This is a genomic window from Streptomyces sp. ISL-98, assembly GCF_018614055.1.
Classification (GTDB): Bacteria; Actinomycetota; Actinomycetes; order Streptomycetales; family Streptomycetaceae; genus Streptomyces; species Streptomyces spiramyceticus.
Genome location: NZ_JAGGPB010000011.1, coordinates 38,753 through 55,116 on the forward strand (window position 1 = coordinate 38,753; position 16,364 = coordinate 55,116).

Consider the following 16,364-nt stretch of genomic DNA (forward strand, 5'->3'; position numbering starts at 1 on the left):
CTGTGAACGTCGATTTTCGGACAGTTGCTCAAGCTGCTGTTGGTGTTCATGACGGGGAGTCGTACACCTCCGTGTCGCCGGGGACCGGCCGTCGTGGATCGTCGTAGAGCAGGGCGACGGCCTCCGCGGGGTGTGCCACGTCCCGCGCGCTGATGCGTTCTCTGATACGCCGGATCCGGTCGGGAAGTTCAGCGGCGCCGGCGGCTTCGGCGAACTCACTGACCGCGAATTCGTGCAGGGCGTCGCAGCCCTTTCTGCACCGTGCGCCGGGGTGCCCCTCTATGTGCCACAGCGCGATGCCGTGCCCGGCGTCCAGGGCCGCGCGCAGCACCTCGCGGCCTATGTCGTCTCCCGCCGAGCGGCAGAGCACCGGGATCTCCCCCGCCCCCATGCCGGTGACCTGCTGTTTTCTGAACCGCCCGCCGGGCGGCGGGACTCGGCGCGGTGTGACGGCGCGGGCTGCGTGCGCGGCGGACCAGCGCTTGGTCCACTCGTCGTCGGACACGCCTCGGCGTTCCAGATGGCGCAGTACGACGGGCCGGCGCACGCCGAGCAGCTGTTTGAGCTCCTGCTCGTTCAGGTTGGCCTGCTGATGGATCTGCCAGCGGTGCACGGCCGTGTCGAACTCGCCGATGTCCAGGGCGATTTCGAGCGGTGCGGGCCGCCCGTCGAGGTCGAGCTGGGCGAAGGCGTCGGCGAGCGGCCCGCTGAGCCGGTGGATGAGGTCCTCGGCCGAAACGCCCGAACGGTCCCGTTCGTAGTCGACGGGAAATCCGCTGTCCTCGTCGCCGTCGTCGATGCGGATGGTCCAGTCGTACGAGAGGCGCTCGCCCTCCAGCCTCTCCAGTTCGAGGATGACGACGGCGCCCTCCCCCGGCCCCGGATAGGGGACCGGCCCGTCGCCGGGCTCGTCGTTCGGCAGCAGCACCGGCGGCAGGGACACGGGCGCCCCGCCCCTCTCCCCGCCCCGCTCTCCGTCGCTCACGCCGTCGCCGCGCCGCTCGACCCAGTCGGCGAGTTCACGGGCGTCGGCGCCGTGGGACTCGGCGATCCGCTGGACGAGCCCCAGGTAGGACAGGAACGTCCCGGCCCGCAGTGGCCGCGACCCGTCGTACAGCTCGCCGTGCCCGTCCCGCCAGGCGCGCGGCAGCGGCGGTTCCTTCACCCGGCGGCGGGGGTGTGCGAGCTTCGAGAGCGTGGTGACGGCCACCGGAGCCTCCGGGACGGGCAGGGCGGCGAGCAGTCCGAGGGCCTGGCGCCGGTCCTCCGGGGTCCACAGATTGGCGTCGTACGAGTGTCCGGCGCCCGGCAGCCCGGACTGCTCGGCGATCCAGTCGTCCCCTGTGCCGTGCGCGTGCTTGCCCTGCGCGTGATGCCAGGTGTCGTGGGCCTCCATGACCTCCTGGTACCGCTCCTGGAAACCCCGCAGCGCGTGAATGGCGATGGCGAGACCGCCGGGACCGGTCTCGCGGCGGGCCTTCATGACGCCTACGACCGCGCCGCCCGCGGGGTCGAGCACCGGGCCGCCGGAGAGACCGGGCAGGAACCGGATGTCCTCCTCGAACCGGCGCCCGTAGTCGCCCTCGTGCACATCGACGTCGGCCGTGCCCGACCAGGACTTGCCGCGCCCGGTGCCCTCCGGACCTTCGGGGATGTACCCGTGGACAACGCGGGCGTTGCCGGCGGGCTGCTCGGACCAGTCCGCGAGCCAGACGCACTCGTGGCCGATGTCGTCGTCGAGCAGCCGGACCAGGGCGAGGTCCCCGGCCTCCGGAATCCGCCCCTCGGCATCGAGGTCGTACAGCGACTCGACAAGCCGGGCCCGGGCCGGCTCCCCGCCGTTGAAGCCGTCGCCGCGCACGAGGAATGCCTTGTCCGAGCCGCTTCGCACTCTGCCGCGCAGTACGTGGGCGCAGGTCAGCAGCCAACCGGGCGCGACGAAGAAGCCGCTGCCCCACAGGGGCGGCACGCCGGGAAGATCGGCGGTGAAGTGGACGGTGGCGGCCCAGGTGAGCTGGGCCAGGCGCGTGCTCGTCTCAGGCATCCGCACTGGGTGCCGGGTCGGCTCCGTTGAGCTGCCAGGTGAGCGTGACCTGTACGGATGCCTTCGCCTCACCCTCGGCGAGTACGGCGAGTACGCCACCGGTCTTGGCCGACAGCTCGACCCCGAAGGCGATGCTCGCCTCGTCCGGCCGTACGGCGGCTGCCGCGTCGAGGACCGCCGAGCCGACGCCGACGATCAGCTCGTTGAGCTGCTCCACCTTGGCGGCGGCCCGGTCCATGACACCGATGTCCTGGTCCTCGCCGTCGTAGCCGGCCGGTGTGATCCGAGCCATGACGACGGATCCCCCGGGCAGTTCGATCTGACGCAGTTGCGCGGCCATGACGCCCCCCGTGTTCGTTGCAACTGGCTTGCGTGCAAGCACTTTTGAGCTTTGACGAGGTTACTGGCCTGCGCGGTTGCGGGCGAGCCCCACGAAAGGGACGCTTCAGGACGTGTGCGCTCGCCGTCTATCCTGATTTTCATGTACTTCACTGACCGTGGCATCGAGGAACTGGAGAAGAGACGCGGCGAGGAGGAGGTCACCTTCGAGTGGCTCGCCGAGCAGCTGCGTACGTTCGTCGACCTCAACCCGGACTTCGAGGTCCCGGTCGAGCGCCTCGCCACCTGGCTGGCCCGCCTGGACGACGAGGACGACGACGAGTGACGACCGGCAGCCGGTAGGCAGGCAAGAGGCCGGTTCCGGCGTTCAGGCCCGCGCCCGCACCCGGTCGTACGCCAGGCCCAGCGCACCCTGCGCCATCAGCACACCGCCCGCGAACGCCCAGCCGCCGCTGCGCCGCCACAGGCCCCACAGCGCCAGCGGTACGCCCAACGCCAGCTGGGCCCTGCCCAGGAGGCGGGCCTTGGGGCCACGGACCCAGGGGCCGAAGGGGCCGGCGTCGACCACGTCGAGCTCCGAGCGGAGCGCGTCGCGCCAGCCCGACCACTCGACCGTCTCCGCACCGGGCAGCACGCGTGCCGCCTCGCGCAGCCGGTCGGCGGGTTCGCCGGGGGCGAGGCCGGCGGGCAGGGTGAGGCCCGAGCGGGACAGGACCGCCAGCAGTCCGAGCAGGCGGGCCCGGCCGTCCGCGTCGGGGTCGGGGCGGGTGAGCGGTTCCAGGACCTCCATGTCGAGTACGGGATCGAGGCCGAGCCGCGCCGCGAACGTACGCATCGCCTCGTCCTCGCCCACCGGTGTCCCGTCCGCGAGCCATACGTAACCCACGTGGCGCCGGAAGCCCGACGCCAGCGTGAAACCGGTCCGGTCGGCGTCCCACCACAGGGCGAGAACGGGCCAGTTGACGCCGACGGCAAGCGCCGTGGCCCAGCCCGCGATCACCCCGTCGACCGCTTCACCGTCGTCCAGCCACGGCTTGCCCTCGGGCACCAGCACGCTCCACCGCTCACTGGTCCCGGCCGCCGGGGCCAGCAGCAGCCGTTCGCGCAGCAGATGTGCGGCGGGGCGGACGGCGTCGGTGTCGGCCCGGCAGAGCAGGAGCGCTCCTACGGGTCCGGGGCCGTGGCCGGGGCCGGGTGTCGCGTTCATGCCTTCACGCTAGGGCAATTTGCCCATGTTTGATGCGTAAGGCCCGCCCGTCCACGCCCCCGCCCTTGACTTCCCTTGTCCGCGATATATCGTGTTTTCATAGAGACGCGATATGTTGCGTCCATGCCCGTCGAGGAGGTCAGCATGCCCGAGTGGTCCGTCGCTGAGCCGAAGAAGCTCACGTTCGAGGAACCGGTGACGGCGCTCAACGTGCGCATCGTCAACGGGACGGTCAACGTCGTAGGCATCGAGGAGGGCCCCGCCCGCCTGGAGGTGTCCGGCATCGTGGGCCCCCCGCTGACCGTGACTCAGGACGGCGGCACCCTGACCGTCGCCTACGAGGACCTGCCCTGGAAGGGCTTCCTCAAGTGGCTCGACCGCAAGGGCTGGAACCGCAGCGCCGTCGTCTCCCTCGCCGTGCCCGCCGACTCCTCCGTCGAGGTCGGCGTGATCGGTGCGGGAGCCGTCGTTTCCGGAATCCGGGGGCGTACGGACGTACGCGGCATCAACGGCGACACCACCCTCGTCGGTCTCTCCGGAGCCGTCCGCGCCGACACCGTCACGGGCAGCCTGGAAGCCCAGGCCGTTACCGGGAGCCTCGGCTTCAAGTCGGTGTCCGGCGACCTGACGGTGATCGACGGCGCCGGTGCGTCCGTACGGGCCGAATCGATCAGCGGCGACCTGGCCGTGGACATCGACCGTGCGGGGAACCCCACCGACATCGCCCTGACCTCGGTCTCCGGCGAGGTCGCGATCCGCCTGCCGCACCCGGCGGACGCCCGGGTCGAGGCAAACACCGCGAGCGGCTCCGTCTCCAACGCGTTCGACGACCTGCGGGTCGGGGGCCAGTTCGGCGCCAAGAAGATCACGGGCACGCTGGGCGCGGGCAACGGCAAGCTCCGGGCGACGACCGTCTCCGGATCCATCGCCCTGCTCCGCCGCCCGCCGACGGAGGACGACGCTCGCGCCGACCATGACACCGCCCCGGCCGACAAGAAGGTGCTCTGACATGCCCCCCGTCTTCGCCCACGGCCGCCTCCGCCTGTACCTGCTCAAGCTGCTCGACGAGGCGCCGCGCCACGGTTACGAAGTGATCCGCCTCCTGGAGGAGCGTTTCCAGGGCCTGTACGCCCCGTCCGCCGGCACCGTCTACCCCCGCCTCGCCAAGCTGGAGGCCGAGGGCCTGGTCACGCACGCCACCGAGGGCGGCCGCAAAGTCTACTCGATCACCGATGCGGGGCGTGCCGAACTGGCGGGCCGCGGCGGAGAGCTGGCGGACCTGGAGCTGGAGATCCGCGAGTCGGTCTCCGAGCTCGCCGCCGAGATCCGCGACGACGTACGGGGCGCGGCGGGCAACCTGCGCCGCGAAATGCGGGCGGCGGCGGCAGCGACCGGGACGGACGCCAAGGCCGGGGGCGGGAACGGCGACTGGGAGAGCGCGTTCGGCGACAAGGAGGCGTGGCAGGCGGCGAAGGAGGAGCTGCGCAAGGCCAAGCAGGAGTGGAAGGAGCAGGCACGCCGGGCGAAGGACGAGAGCCGCCGCGCCCGCGAGGACGCCCAGCAGGCCCGCCGCCAGGCCAAGGAGGCGCAGGAGAAGGCGCGCGAGCAGGTGCAGCGCATCGCCCAGCAGGTACAGGAGCAGGTCCAGGACACGTTCGCGCGGGGCGACTGGCCGAAGGGGGTACGGGAGGGGCTGGCCGAGATCACGAAGGAGTTCGGCTTCTTCGGCCGACCGGCGGCGCAGCCGCGGGCGGAGGACGCCAACGACGCGGACGCCGCGAACGCCGCTTCGGCCGCCGAACCGGAGTGGGCGGGCGAGGACTCGTCCGGCGACCCGGCCCGTGACCTCGACCGCCTGCTGGACCGCTTCCGCGACGACATCCGCGACGCGGCGCGCGACCGGGGCGTGTCGGAGGACCAGCTGCGCGAGGCCCGCCGCCACTTGTCGACGGCGGCGGCACACATCGGAGCGGTACTGCGGAATCCGAAGGCGTAGGTCCTCGAACGCCGAACGGGCTGATTTTCAGCCCCCTGGGGGTCCCCCCTGGACGTAGTCCTTGGGGGAGTTTGAGGAGCGGGGTCCGGTGCGGAGCCCCCACGCGGCGACAGCCGCAAACTGTCACAGCGGGAAGAATGGGGTCTCCCCTGCTCGAACGAAGTTGAGAGCTTGCGGAAGGGTGGGGGAACAGCGCCGCAGGCAACCCGCACGGCACCGCACCGGCACCGCACCCGCGCCCGAGCCAGCCCGCCCCTGCACCCGCACCCGGGCCAGCCCGCCACCCGCACCCGCACCCGCACCCAGGTCAGCCCGCCACCGCACCCGCCGCCCCCGAACATCGCCCGCTCCAACGCCCCGTAATCCGCCCCGTAATCCACCAGCACCTCCGCCACCACCCCCCGCTGCGCACTGAGCGCCAGCAGCATGTGTTCGTCGCCGATGTGCCGGTCACCGCGCCCCACCGCGATCCGCAGGGACTTCACCAGCGCGTCCTTCGCCGGCCGCGTGAACGGCCGGTGCCCCGACCACCACCGCTTCGATTTCTTGTCGCCCGCCAGCGCCCCCTGCCCGTGCACCGCTTCGACCTTCGACACGATCTCCGCGACGTCGATACCGAGGCCGGAGAGCGCATCCGTGTCGGCCTTCGAGAGCCCGCCCCGGCGCCGCGCATCCGCCAGCGCGGCCTCCAGCGCGGCCCGCCGCCCGGTGATCCCGAGCGAGGCGAAGGCGAACGACGACCGCGTCCCTTCCTGGTCCAGCAGGGCGAGCAGCAGATGCTCCTCGGTGACGGAGTCGGAGTTCGCCCGTTCCGCCTGGGCGACCGCACCCTCCACCACACCCCGGGCGCTCTCCGTGAATCGCTCGAACATCAATGCCTCCCGTACTTCTTGTGCACGGCCTGCCTGCTGACGCCCAGCTCGGCAGCAATCTCCTGCCACGACCATCCCTTGGCGCGGGCGCTTCTCACTTGTACGGCTTCGAGCTGCTCAAGCAGCCGCCGCAGCGCGACGACGGCACGCAACCCGACCCGGGGGTCACCGTCGCCCGCGCGCTCGGCGAGATCCGTTGCTTCGGTCATGCCTGTCAACCTACATTGACAGCCACCGCCACGTCAACCACGGTTGACAAGGGGACCGCCCGTCGGCGCGACAGTCACAGAGACCCGCGCACCCGGCCACGCAAAGATCCGGCCGCCAACAACCCACGCCGCCCCCTCGACCACCACGCGCCAGTCACGCGCACACGAAGGCAGCGAAAGCTCGGTCACGCCGTGCCGCTTGGAGGCGACGTACGACAGGCGATACGTCCGGGAAGCCGCGTCGTACGACTCCGAGCTCACCCTCCCCGCCACGGCGCGCGCGTACGGCGACGCCGTCTGCTCCTTGTTCGTACGGAAGGCCCCCGCGCCGTCGACCGCGCAGTAGCCACCGCCGTAACACCAGACATAGCCCGCCCAGCCGGAGCTGTAGCGGTTCAGCGACGCCAGCGCCTCGCGGTAGAAACGCCCCATGTTCGGGAGAGAGTTGTTGAGTGGCCCCCACTCCCCGACCACCACGGGGATGCGGTGCTCCTTCGGATACGCCGTGACGGCGGCCTCGTACGACTCGATCCAGCGGGCCGACGGGTCGTAGTCCGCGCCCGCCTCCATCGCGGCGTTGTAGAAGTGCGGGGCGTAGACGACCTTGGGGTCCTTGATCTTGCCGAGGCCGGTCGGCACGCCCTCGCCCACGATCGGCGTCGGCTCGACGAACACCCAGCTGTGGCGGTCGGCCGAACGGACCGCGTCCGCGAGGCGGTTGTGCATGGGCGTGATCTGGTCGCGCTCGATGCGACGGGCGGCCGCCGCGAGATCCTCGCCCTCCCTCAGCTCCCCCATCGGCTCATTGATCAGGTCGTACCCGAGAACGGCCGGGTGGTCCTCGAACCGATCGGCGATCACCCGCCACATCGCGGCCTGAGCCCGCTGAAGGTCGGGGTCCTCGTACAGGTGGGTGAAGGCGCGCTGCACGGCGGGCTGGAAGTACTCCGAGAACCAGTCGTCGGGGTTGGGCTCGAACGGCAGCCCGTCGGTGCGCGTCGCCCACTCGGGGATGCCGCGATGGCCGAAGGCGGGGCCGAAGACGTCCTGGTGGGCGTCGATCAGTACATGTATGTCGTACTTCTCGGCCCAGTCCAGGATGCGTTCGATCTTGCGGAGGTACGCCGTGCTGTACTGACCGCGCCGCGGCTCGAGGTCGTCCCAGAAGACCAGCAGCCGGGCGAAGTTGAAGCCTCTGGCGCTCATGTCGCGGAAGTGCTTCTCGGTGATGGCGCTGAGGGCGCTGTCGCCACGGTTGGTCTTGTCCTCGACATTCCAGCCACGGAGGGTGAGGACGCGACCGTGGTCGTCGGTGAGCCGCGGGATCACATCACGGCTGGTCTCACGAATCTCACGCGCACCGGCGGCCGGGGCAAGCGCCCCACCCGCCAGTGCGAAAGCACAAACAACAGCAGCAACACATCGCACAGTTCGCACAGAAGGCCTCCGGCACGTAGTCGCGTAGTCACGCAGTTGCGTGCCGGAGAGCACATCAGCAGAACTGACGACCCATCAAGAGGGAGTGAGCACGATCTTTCCGAACTGATCGCCCGCGGCCATCCGCTCGAAGCCCTCCCGCGCCCGGTCCAGCGGCAGTACCTCGTCGATGACCGGACGTACGCCCGTCGCCGCGCAGAACGACAGCAGGTCCTCCAGCTCGTCCTTGGACCCCATCGTCGAGCCGACGACCTTGAGCTCCAGGAAGAAGATCCGGTTCAGCTCGGCGGACGGCGGGTTCGGCCCGCTCGTGGCGCCCGAGATGACCAGCGTGCCGCCGGGCCGGAGCGACTTCACCGAGTGCGACCAGGTGGCGGCACCGACGGTCTCGATCACCGCGTCCACCCGCTGGGGCAGCCGCGCGCCCGGCTCGAACGCCTCCACCGCGCCCAGCTCGACCGCCCGCTTGCGCTTGCCCTCGTCGCGGCTGGTGGCGTACATCCTGAGCCCCGCCGCCTTGCCGAGGACGATCGCCGCGGTGGCGACACCGCCGCCGGCGCCCTGGACGAGGACCGCGTCCCCGGGCCGTACGCCCGCATTCGTGAAGAGCATGCGGTACGCCGTGAGCCAGGCGGTCGGCAGGCACGCGGCCTCCGCGAACGACAGCTCCCGGGGCTTGGGCAGCACGTTCCACACGGGCACGGTGACCTGCTCGGCGAAGGTGCCCTGATACTTCTCGGTGAGGATCGACCGCTTCTCGCGCGGGCCGACGCCGTGCCCGGTCTCGCCGATGACGGAGTGCACGACGACCTCGTTGCCGTCGGCGTCGATCCCGGCGGCGTCGCACCCGAGGATCATCGGCAGCGCCTCCTCCCCGAGCCCCACGCCGCGCAGCGACCAGAGGTCGTGGTGGTTGAGGGAGGCGGCCTTGACGGTGACGGTGGTCCAGCCGGGTCGTACGTCGGGCGCCGGCCTCTCGCCCAGCTCAAGGCCGCTGAGCGGCTGGTCACGGTCGATGCGGGCGGCGTAGGCAGCGAACATGACCATGACGATAGGACGGCTCGGTACGCGACGGAACCGCGCATTGGTGTGACACACGTCCCTCACGCACCCGTAACCCCCACCGCACAGCGCACGGGCCGTGCCGCGCCCCCTCACCAGGGGGTGCGGCACGGCCCGTGCAGGTAAAGCCCAGAATGCCTACCGCCGCGCCACACCCTCCGCGCGAGCCGCCGCGGCAACCGCCGCGGTGACCGCCGGGGCGACCCGCTCGTCGAACGGCGAGGGGATGACGTAGTCCGCGGCGAGCGCATCGCCCACGACGTCCGCCAGCGCGTTCGCCGCCGCGATCTTCATGCCCTCGGTGATACGGGAGGCCCGCACCTGGAGCGCACCCGCGAAGATCCCCGGGAAGGCCAGCACGTTGTTGATCTGGTTCGGGTAGTCGCTGCGCCCCGTCGCGACGACCGCCGCGTACTTGTGCGCCACGTCCGGGTGCACCTCGGGGTTCGGGTTGGCCATCGCGAACACGAACGACCTCGGCGCCATCGAAGCCACCGCAGGCTCCGGCACCGTACCGCCGGAGACGCCGATGAAGACGTCGGCTCCGGCCAGCGCGGTCTCCAGCGAACCGCTCAGACCGGCCCGGTTGGTGATGTCGGCCAGTTCGCGCTTGACGTCCGTCAGGTCCTCGCGGTCCCGGCTGACAATGCCCTTGCGGTCGGCCACGGCGACATCGCCGATCCCCGCCGCAAGCAGGAACTTGGCGATGGCGACACCGGCCGCGCCGGCGCCCGAGATGACGGCGCGCAGGTCGCCCAGCGTACGGCCGGTGAGCCTGGCGGCATTGCGCAGCGCGGCCAGGGTGACCACGGCTGTGCCGTGCTGGTCGTCGTGGAAGACCGGAATGTCCAGCTCTTCCTGGAGCCGGCGCTCGATCTCGAAGCAGCGAGGCGCCGAGATGTCTTCCAGGTTCACGCCGCCGAAGGACGGCGCGAGGCGGACGACGGTCTCGATGATCTCCTCGACGTCGGTCGTCGCGAGAGCGATCGGAACCGCGTCGACGCCGCCGAACTGCTTGAACAGAATCGCCTTGCCCTCCATGACGGGGAGCGAGGCCTCAGGACCGATGTCGCCGAGTCCCAGAACCGCCGTACCGTCCGTCACGACGGCCACGACGTTCGACTTCCACGTGTAGTCGTTCACCAGATCGGGCTCATCGGCGATCGCACTGCACACCTTGGCGACCCCCGGCGTGTACGCGAGGGACAGGTCGTCCTTGTCGCGCACCGGCACGGTTGCCTGGATGGCCATCTTGCCGCCGCGGTGCAGGGCAAATGCCGGATCGAAGGGCTCCTCTGAGCCCTCTGTGGTGCTGTCACTGTCGCTGCGAGGATTGACGATCTCCGCTGCCATTTGTTGACCCCTTAAGTCTTCATCGTTTGAGGGTGGCCACTCCTGGTTGAGGAGGGGTGGGCGGGCACCGCGTCCGTTCCCTGCGCCGGCCGGTTGGCCCGCCCAGGCAGGGAGGAGGTACGTACGCGCGGGCGCGCCGCACACGCGCCCTGAGCCCCGGATGAGGGGTGTAACCGTCTTTTCTACCTGACCGACGCCACCGCCGACGAGCCCATATCGCATACGTGCTACGACTCATGCGCGCATATCTGGACAAGTCCGTTTGGCGGCATGAAACGCGCTCAAATGACGAGACGGGCCGAAGATTTTCCGGCCGGAAAGGCAGTGCCCAACAGATGGTCCGGCCCTGATGTACCGGCCTGCTGGGATTCGGGGGTGACCCGTTACCCGATTTTGACATGACTGGAGCCCTGAATGGGCTAGTCCGAATGGCAAGATGCCGTAATCACACGAGGTCGCGATACTCGAAGCAGTGTGCCCGACCCCCCAGGCCACTCCCCCATCCCGCTGGAGGAACGAACCATGACCGCTAGCACCACCCGTCGTACGGCCGCTACGAAGTCCCGGATTGTCGCGGTCGGCGCGATCGCGGTCGCGGGCACGATGCTGCTGACCGGCTGCGGCGACCAGACGAACGACGGCGAAGCCAAGGAGACGAAGGCCGCCGCCGCGCCGCTCGCCGACAAGCTGCCGCAGGCGATCCGCGACAAGGGCGTCATCAAGGTGGGTTCGGACATCGCGTACGCGCCGATGGAGTTCATGGACGCGAACAACCAGCCAGCCGGCGTGGACATCGACCTCGGCAAGGAGCTCGGCAAGGTCCTCGGTGTCGAGTTCAAGTTCGAGAACGCCACCTTCGACCAGCTCGTGCTCGGCATGAACAGTGGCCGCCACGACATCGTCATGTCGTCGATGACGGACACCAAGGAGCGCCAGCAGGGCGCGAGCAAGGACGCCACGGGCGGCGCCGACTTCGTGAACTACTTCAAAGCCGGGTCCGCGATCCTGACCCAGAAGGGCAACCCCAAGGGCATCAAGAACCTGGACGACCTCTGCGGTCTGACGGTCGCGGCGCAGCGCGGCACCGCCAATGAGGACCTGCTGAAGACCCAGCAGAAGAAGTGCGGCGCCAAGAAGATCAAGGAGTTCATCTCCGACCAGGACAGCGACTCCATCACGCAGCTGCAGACCAAGCGCGCCGACGCCGTCATCACCGACTTCCCGGTGGCCCTCTACAACGAGCTGGAGGGTGGCGGCGGCAAACTCTTCGAAGTCGTCGGCGACCAGATCGACGCGGCCCCATACGGCATCGCGGTCAGCAAGAAGAACCCGGAGCTGCGCGACGCGATCAAGGCCGCCGTCCAGAAGATCATCGACGGCGGTACGTACGGTGAGGTGCTGAAGAAGTGGAAGGCCGAGTCCGGCGCCATCGAGACGGCCACCGTCAACGCGGGCAAGTGAGCCAACCGCACTACTTCTCCATTACGTAAGGCAGCAACCCTGTGACTGACCCCCTCGACAAGGCCCCCGGCACTGTCCCACCGGACGGCGGATCCGCACCTACGGCTGCGCCTATCCCTCCCGAGGCCATCAAAGCCATTCCCGTCCGGCACTATGGCCGCTGGATCGGCTCAGTGATCGTCGTAGCACTGCTGGCCCTGCTGGTGAAGGCCTTCGCCGACGCCGCGATCCAGTGGAACGTGGTCGGCGAGCAGATCACCAACGGCACCTTCGCCCGGGGAGCCTGGGAGACCCTCAAGATCACTGTGCTGGCCATGGCGATCGGTGTCGTGCTCGGCGCGATCCTGGCCGTGATGCGGCTGTCACCGAACCCGGTGCTCTCCGCAGTTGCCTGGGGCTACATTTGGTTCTTCCGCGGCACCCCCGTACTGGTGCAGATCTTCCTGTGGTTCAACCTCTCCCTCGTCTTCAAGACGCTGGACCTCGGGTTCATCTACAAGGACGAGATGAACGACGTCATGACCCCGTTCGTGGCCGCGCTGCTCGCGCTCGGCCTCAACGAGGCTGCGTACATGGCGGAGATCACCCGGGCCGGCATCCAGTCGGTCGACACCGGCCAGACCGAGGCGGCCCACGCCCTGGGCATGAAGGGCTCCCAGACCATGCGGCGCATTGTGCTGCCACAGGCGATGCGAGTAATCATCCCGCCGACCGGCAACGAGTTCATCAACATGCTGAAGACCTCGTCGCTGGCGTTCGCCATCGGCTACGGCGAGCTTTTCCTCCGAGGCCGTCAGCTTGGCTCCCGTACACTGGCGATCATGGAGAGCCTGATCGTGATCTCCATCTGGTATTTGGCGCTGACCACGGTGTTCAGTATCGGCCAGTACTACCTGGAGCGTCACTACGCCCGCGGCAGCAACCGCACACTGCCGCCGACACCCATGCAGCGCATCAAGGCCCAGCTCACCTCTTTCCGGGTTCCGAGCCAGGTGGGAGGACAGACCGTATGAGTGCCAAGACCGAACAGCCCATGGTGAAGGCCGAGGGAGTCCACAAGTCGTTCGGACACGTCGAGGTGCTCAAGGGCATCGACCTCGAAGTCGCGCCGCGCGAGGTGTTCTGCCTTGTCGGTCCATCCGGTTCCGGCAAGTCGACGTTCCTGCGGTGCATCAATCACCTGGAGCAGATCAACGCCGGTCGGCTGTCCGTCGACGGGGACCTGGTCGGCTACCGGCAGAAGGGCGACAAGCTCTACGAGCTCCGGGACAGCGAGGTCGCGCTCAAGCGCCGGGACATCGGCATGGTCTTCCAGCGCTTCAACCTGTTCCCGCACATGACGGCGCTCGCGAACGTCATGGAGGCGCCGATCCAGGTCAAGGGCGAGTCGAAGGCCATGGCCCGGGAGCGGGCCGTACGCCTTCTGGACCGGGTCGGCCTGGCCGACAAGGCCGGGAACTACCCCTCGCAGCTCTCCGGCGGCCAGCAGCAGCGTGTCGCCATCGCCCGTGCTCTGGCGATGGAGCCGAAGCTGATGCTCTTCGACGAGCCGACCTCCGCGCTCGACCCCGAGCTGGTGGGTGACGTCCTGGACGTCATGCGCGGCCTCGCCGAGGACGGCATGACGATGATCGTCGTCACGCACGAGATGGGCTTCGCACGCGAGGTCGGTGACGCGCTGGTGTTCATGGACGACGGTGTGGTGGTCGAGTCGGGTCACCCGCGGGACGTGCTGACGAACCCGCAGCACGACCGGACGAAGGCGTTCCTCTCCAAGGTCCTTTAACCTACGAATCTGGAGACGTAACGGAAGGGTGGTACGAGCCGGTGACTCGTACCACCCTTCCGCTTCTTGAGTGACGAGTTACTCAGTAGCGTTCCCAGCTGAGTTGGCAGTCACTTCCCGGCCTTAGTTCATCCACCTAGCCTCGCGCTTTCATGAGCACGCTCGTCCATGCCTTGAGCAAATGAGCGGAGAGTGCCTCTGACCTGCAACGATGGGACTTGTCTAGGGTCCTGTTGGCTGCATGGGAAGAAGCACTCTCCAGGTGAGTAAGCGTATGGGGTTGTACCCGCGGGTCCGCGTCGAGGGCGGCGGCAGGGGAACGGTCTCGCAGGCCGGGTTGGTGCTCCTGGTCGAGACGGTCCGCAAGGCCGGTCTGGACTCCGCGATATCGGCGGCGCTGGCGCCGTGGCACAAGCCGCGGGCTGTGCATGATCCGGGCAAGGTCTTGCTGGATGTCGCGCTTGCGACCGCTTTGGGCGGGGACTGCCTGGCCGATGTCGCCATGCTGCGGGCCGAGCCCGAGGTGTTCGGCCCGGTGGCGTCCGATCCGACCCTCTCCCGTCTCATCGATGCCCTTGCCGTAGCCGGGCCGAAGGCCCTCACGGCGATCCGCGGCGCGAGCCGAAGTGCGCACCCGGGTCTGGGAGTTGGCCGGTACGAGCGGCCCGGCGCCTGGGTCGCGGAGATCACCGACATGCCCGATCTGAGCACCTGGCCGAAGGGGATGCGGTTGATCGTCCGCAAGGAACGCCCGCACCCTGGCGCCCAGTTGCGCTTCACCGACCTCAACGGGCTGCGGCTGACCTGCTTCGCCACCAACACCCAAGGCGGCCAGCTCGCCGACCTTGAACTGCGTCACCGAAGGCGGGCCCGCTGCGAGGACCGCATCCGAAACGCCCGCGACACCGGCCTGCGCAACCTGCCCCTGCACGACACCGCGCAGAACCAGATCTGGCTGGAGATCATCTCCATCGCGCTCGACCTCCTCGCCTGGATGCCGATGCTCGCCCTGACCGGTGAAACCCGCCGCTGGGAACCCAAACGGCTTCGCCTGCGACTGTTCTCCGCCGCCGCGCGACTCGTGAACACCGGCCGCCGTCGCTGGCTCCGCTTCACCGCCCGATGGCCCTGGACCAGCGTGATCACCCGGGCAATCGACCGGCTCCACACCCTGCCGAACTCAGGCTGACCAGCCACCTCGACCGTCCCAACAACCCGCACCACCATCCCGGGAAAGTGGAACCCGGCGCCCACCCGACGCAACAACCGGGCCGCCAGCCTGCCCAAAAGCCGGAAATCCCGCACCCGGCAACAACAGAGTCCCCGCCGCGGAAGCGACAGGGACTCATGAACGATCGAGGTTAGGCCAGAGCGGACTACTCCCTGAGGTTGCCCATTTTCTCCTGGCTACCGCTCTTTATCGTCCACATGTACGGGCTGTTCCCGAGGTCAAAGCCGCCGCCACCGCATCCCGCGTCGTCTCCGTCTGTCCACGTCTTCAACAAGACCCATTGCGTAGGTTGGGTGTTGACCATTACGTAGAGCTTCCCCGTGACTCCGGGGCCGCCAGCTTTCGTGTCGCAGACCTGGAACGAGTCCGGCTCTTCGTCGTTGTGCTTAAAGTATCCGTTACCGATCCTAAGGTAGGAGTCATCCGCGTGAGCGCTGCCAGCGACACCGAGTACCAGGGCGCTTGCAGCACATGCGGTGCCAACTCGAGAAATCCATGTCCTGAACAACAGTTCTTCTCCTTCGCTCGACCTCGAGGCGTAGAAACCGTATCCCGATTCTCCGAGCGCTGGCTAAGGCGGCCGTCAGGGGAGTGTCAATTTAACGGCTGATCTTGGTTGTTGAGGTTCAGTTCTTGGCCGGGGTGAGCCGGCCCTCGAAGGCGATCTGGAATGCGTTGAGGGGTGCCTTCCAGTGCATGGTCCATCGCTTGCGACCCTTGCCGGTCGGGTCGAGGCTTATCAGTGCCATGTAGACGCACTTGAGGGCGGCGGCCTCGTTGGGGAAGTGTCCGCGGGCCCGGACAGCGTTGCGTATGCGGGCGTTCACGGACTCAATCGCGTTCGTCGAGCAGATGACCTTCCGGATCTCGACGTCGAAGGAGAGGAAGGGCACGAACTCGGCCCAGGCGTTCTCCCACAGTTTGATGATCGCCGGATACTTCCGGCCCCAGGCTTCCTGGAACTCCCCGAACCGCTCAGTCGCCGCATCTTCGCTGGGTGCGGTGTAGACGGGCTTGAGGGCTTTGGCAACCTTGTCCCAGTCCTGGCGGGCCGCGTAACGGAAGCTGTTGCGCAGGAGGTGAACCACGCAGGTCTGGACAATCGTGCGAGGCCAGACGGTCTCCACCGCCTCGGGCAGGCCCTTGAGGCCATCGCAGACGAGCATGAGCACATCGTCCAGGCCGCGGTTCTTCAGCTCGGTGAACACGTGCAGCCAGTACTTCGCGCCCTCACCGCCGTCGCCGGCCCAGATCCCCAGGATGTCCCGGGTGCCTTCGGTGGACACGGCCATCACGACGTAGACCGGCCGGTTCGCGAGCTGCCCGTCCCTGGTCTTGACGTTAACCTCGCGCTTTCATGAAAGCGG

Annotated in this window: 15 protein-coding genes and 2 pseudogenes; 7 read left to right on the top strand and 10 right to left on the bottom strand. The window is 68.7% G+C overall.

Features of this window, described 5'->3' with window-relative positions; genetic code table 11:
• Positions 1 to 46: 46 nt before the first annotated feature.
• Positions 47 to 2,044 carry a trypsin-like peptidase domain-containing protein gene (locus tag J7I98_RS08615; protein WP_214920012.1) on the bottom strand — a complete coding sequence of 666 codons (1,998 nt, stop codon included), beginning with the start codon at positions 2,042 to 2,044 and terminating at the stop codon, positions 47 to 49.
• Positions 2,037 to 2,384, bottom strand: coding sequence for a CU044_2847 family protein (locus tag J7I98_RS08620; RefSeq protein ID WP_214920013.1), 348 nt, complete (start codon positions 2,382 to 2,384; stop codon positions 2,037 to 2,039). The genes J7I98_RS08615 and J7I98_RS08620 overlap by 8 nt, the downstream gene beginning before the upstream one ends.
• A gap of 141 nt (positions 2,385 to 2,525) precedes the next feature.
• Between J7I98_RS08620 and J7I98_RS08625 the strand changes: the two genes are divergently transcribed.
• Entirely contained in the window at positions 2,526 to 2,708 is a 183-nt protein-coding gene (locus tag J7I98_RS08625) for a DUF6104 family protein (RefSeq protein ID WP_019075209.1), read from the top strand.
• Between the two features lie 42 nt (positions 2,709 to 2,750).
• Here the strand turns inward: J7I98_RS08625 and J7I98_RS08630 are convergent, their stop codons facing one another.
• The gene (locus tag J7I98_RS08630) at positions 2,751 to 3,590 is read right to left on the bottom strand and encodes a hypothetical protein (RefSeq protein WP_214920014.1); all 840 of its coding nucleotides are present in this window, start codon (positions 3,588 to 3,590) and stop codon (positions 2,751 to 2,753) included.
• A gap of 144 nt (positions 3,591 to 3,734) precedes the next feature.
• On the opposite strand from J7I98_RS08630, the gene J7I98_RS08635 reads away from it, so the two are divergent.
• Both J7I98_RS08635 and J7I98_RS08640 read left to right on the top strand, forming a co-directional pair.
• On the top strand, positions 3,735 to 4,598 hold the full coding sequence (locus tag J7I98_RS08635) for a DUF4097 family beta strand repeat-containing protein (RefSeq protein ID WP_214920029.1): 864 nt from the start codon (positions 3,735 to 3,737) through the stop codon (positions 4,596 to 4,598).
• A gap of 1 nt (position 4,599) precedes the next feature.
• Entirely contained in the window at positions 4,600 to 5,586 is a 987-nt protein-coding gene (locus J7I98_RS08640) for a PadR family transcriptional regulator (RefSeq protein WP_214920015.1), read from the top strand.
• A 314-nt stretch (positions 5,587 to 5,900) separates the two neighbouring features.
• Here J7I98_RS08640 and J7I98_RS42200 read toward each other — a convergent pair.
• From J7I98_RS42200 to J7I98_RS08665, 5 genes and pseudogenes are all read right to left on the bottom strand, one after another.
• Positions 5,901 to 6,458: pseudogene (locus J7I98_RS42200) on the bottom strand (Clp protease N-terminal domain-containing protein); the annotation flags it as partial.
• Positions 6,458 to 6,667, bottom strand: coding sequence for a helix-turn-helix domain-containing protein (locus tag J7I98_RS08650; protein WP_214920016.1), 210 nt, complete (start codon positions 6,665 to 6,667; stop codon positions 6,458 to 6,460). The pseudogene J7I98_RS42200 and the gene J7I98_RS08650, both read right to left, overlap by 1 nt.
• A gap of 33 nt (positions 6,668 to 6,700) precedes the next feature.
• Positions 6,701 to 8,104, bottom strand: coding sequence for a cellulase family glycosylhydrolase (locus tag J7I98_RS08655; RefSeq protein WP_214920017.1), 1,404 nt, complete (start codon positions 8,102 to 8,104; stop codon positions 6,701 to 6,703).
• Positions 8,105 to 8,179: 75 nt separating this feature from the next.
• Positions 8,180 to 9,145: a zinc-binding dehydrogenase gene (locus J7I98_RS08660; protein WP_214920018.1), complete on the bottom strand. Its 966-nt coding sequence runs from the start codon at positions 9,143 to 9,145 to the stop codon at positions 8,180 to 8,182.
• 159 nt (positions 9,146 to 9,304) lie between these two features.
• Positions 9,305 to 10,519 (bottom strand): NADP-dependent malic enzyme, encoded by a 1,215-nt coding sequence (locus J7I98_RS08665; RefSeq protein WP_214920019.1) that lies wholly within the window; start codon positions 10,517 to 10,519, stop codon positions 9,305 to 9,307.
• 522 nt (positions 10,520 to 11,041) lie between these two features.
• On the opposite strand from J7I98_RS08665, the gene J7I98_RS08670 reads away from it, so the two are divergent.
• The 4 genes from J7I98_RS08670 (at position 11,042) to J7I98_RS08685 (ending at position 14,955) form a co-directional block, all read left to right on the top strand.
• Positions 11,042 to 11,980: an ABC transporter substrate-binding protein gene (locus J7I98_RS08670; protein WP_214920020.1), complete on the top strand. Its 939-nt coding sequence runs from the start codon at positions 11,042 to 11,044 to the stop codon at positions 11,978 to 11,980.
• Between the two features lie 41 nt (positions 11,981 to 12,021).
• A complete protein-coding gene (locus J7I98_RS08675; RefSeq protein WP_214920021.1) occupies positions 12,022 to 12,993 on the top strand; it encodes an amino acid ABC transporter permease in 972 nt (323 codons plus the stop codon).
• A complete protein-coding gene (locus J7I98_RS08680; RefSeq protein ID WP_285438007.1) occupies positions 12,990 to 13,766 on the top strand; it encodes an amino acid ABC transporter ATP-binding protein in 777 nt (258 codons plus the stop codon). Before J7I98_RS08675 ends, J7I98_RS08680 begins: the two co-directional genes overlap by 4 nt.
• 262 nt (positions 13,767 to 14,028) lie before the next feature.
• Entirely contained in the window at positions 14,029 to 14,955 is a 927-nt protein-coding gene (locus tag J7I98_RS08685) for a transposase (RefSeq protein WP_214920022.1), read from the top strand.
• Positions 14,956 to 15,142: 187 nt separating this feature from the next.
• On the opposite strand, the gene J7I98_RS08690 is transcribed toward J7I98_RS08685, so the two are convergent.
• The gene (locus J7I98_RS08690) at positions 15,143 to 15,505 is read right to left on the bottom strand and encodes a hypothetical protein (protein ID WP_214920023.1); all 363 of its coding nucleotides are present in this window, start codon (positions 15,503 to 15,505) and stop codon (positions 15,143 to 15,145) included.
• Between the two features lie 118 nt (positions 15,506 to 15,623).
• Positions 15,624 to 16,337: pseudogene (locus tag J7I98_RS08695) on the bottom strand (IS256 family transposase); the annotation flags it as partial.
• Positions 16,338 to 16,364 lie beyond the last annotated feature (27 nt).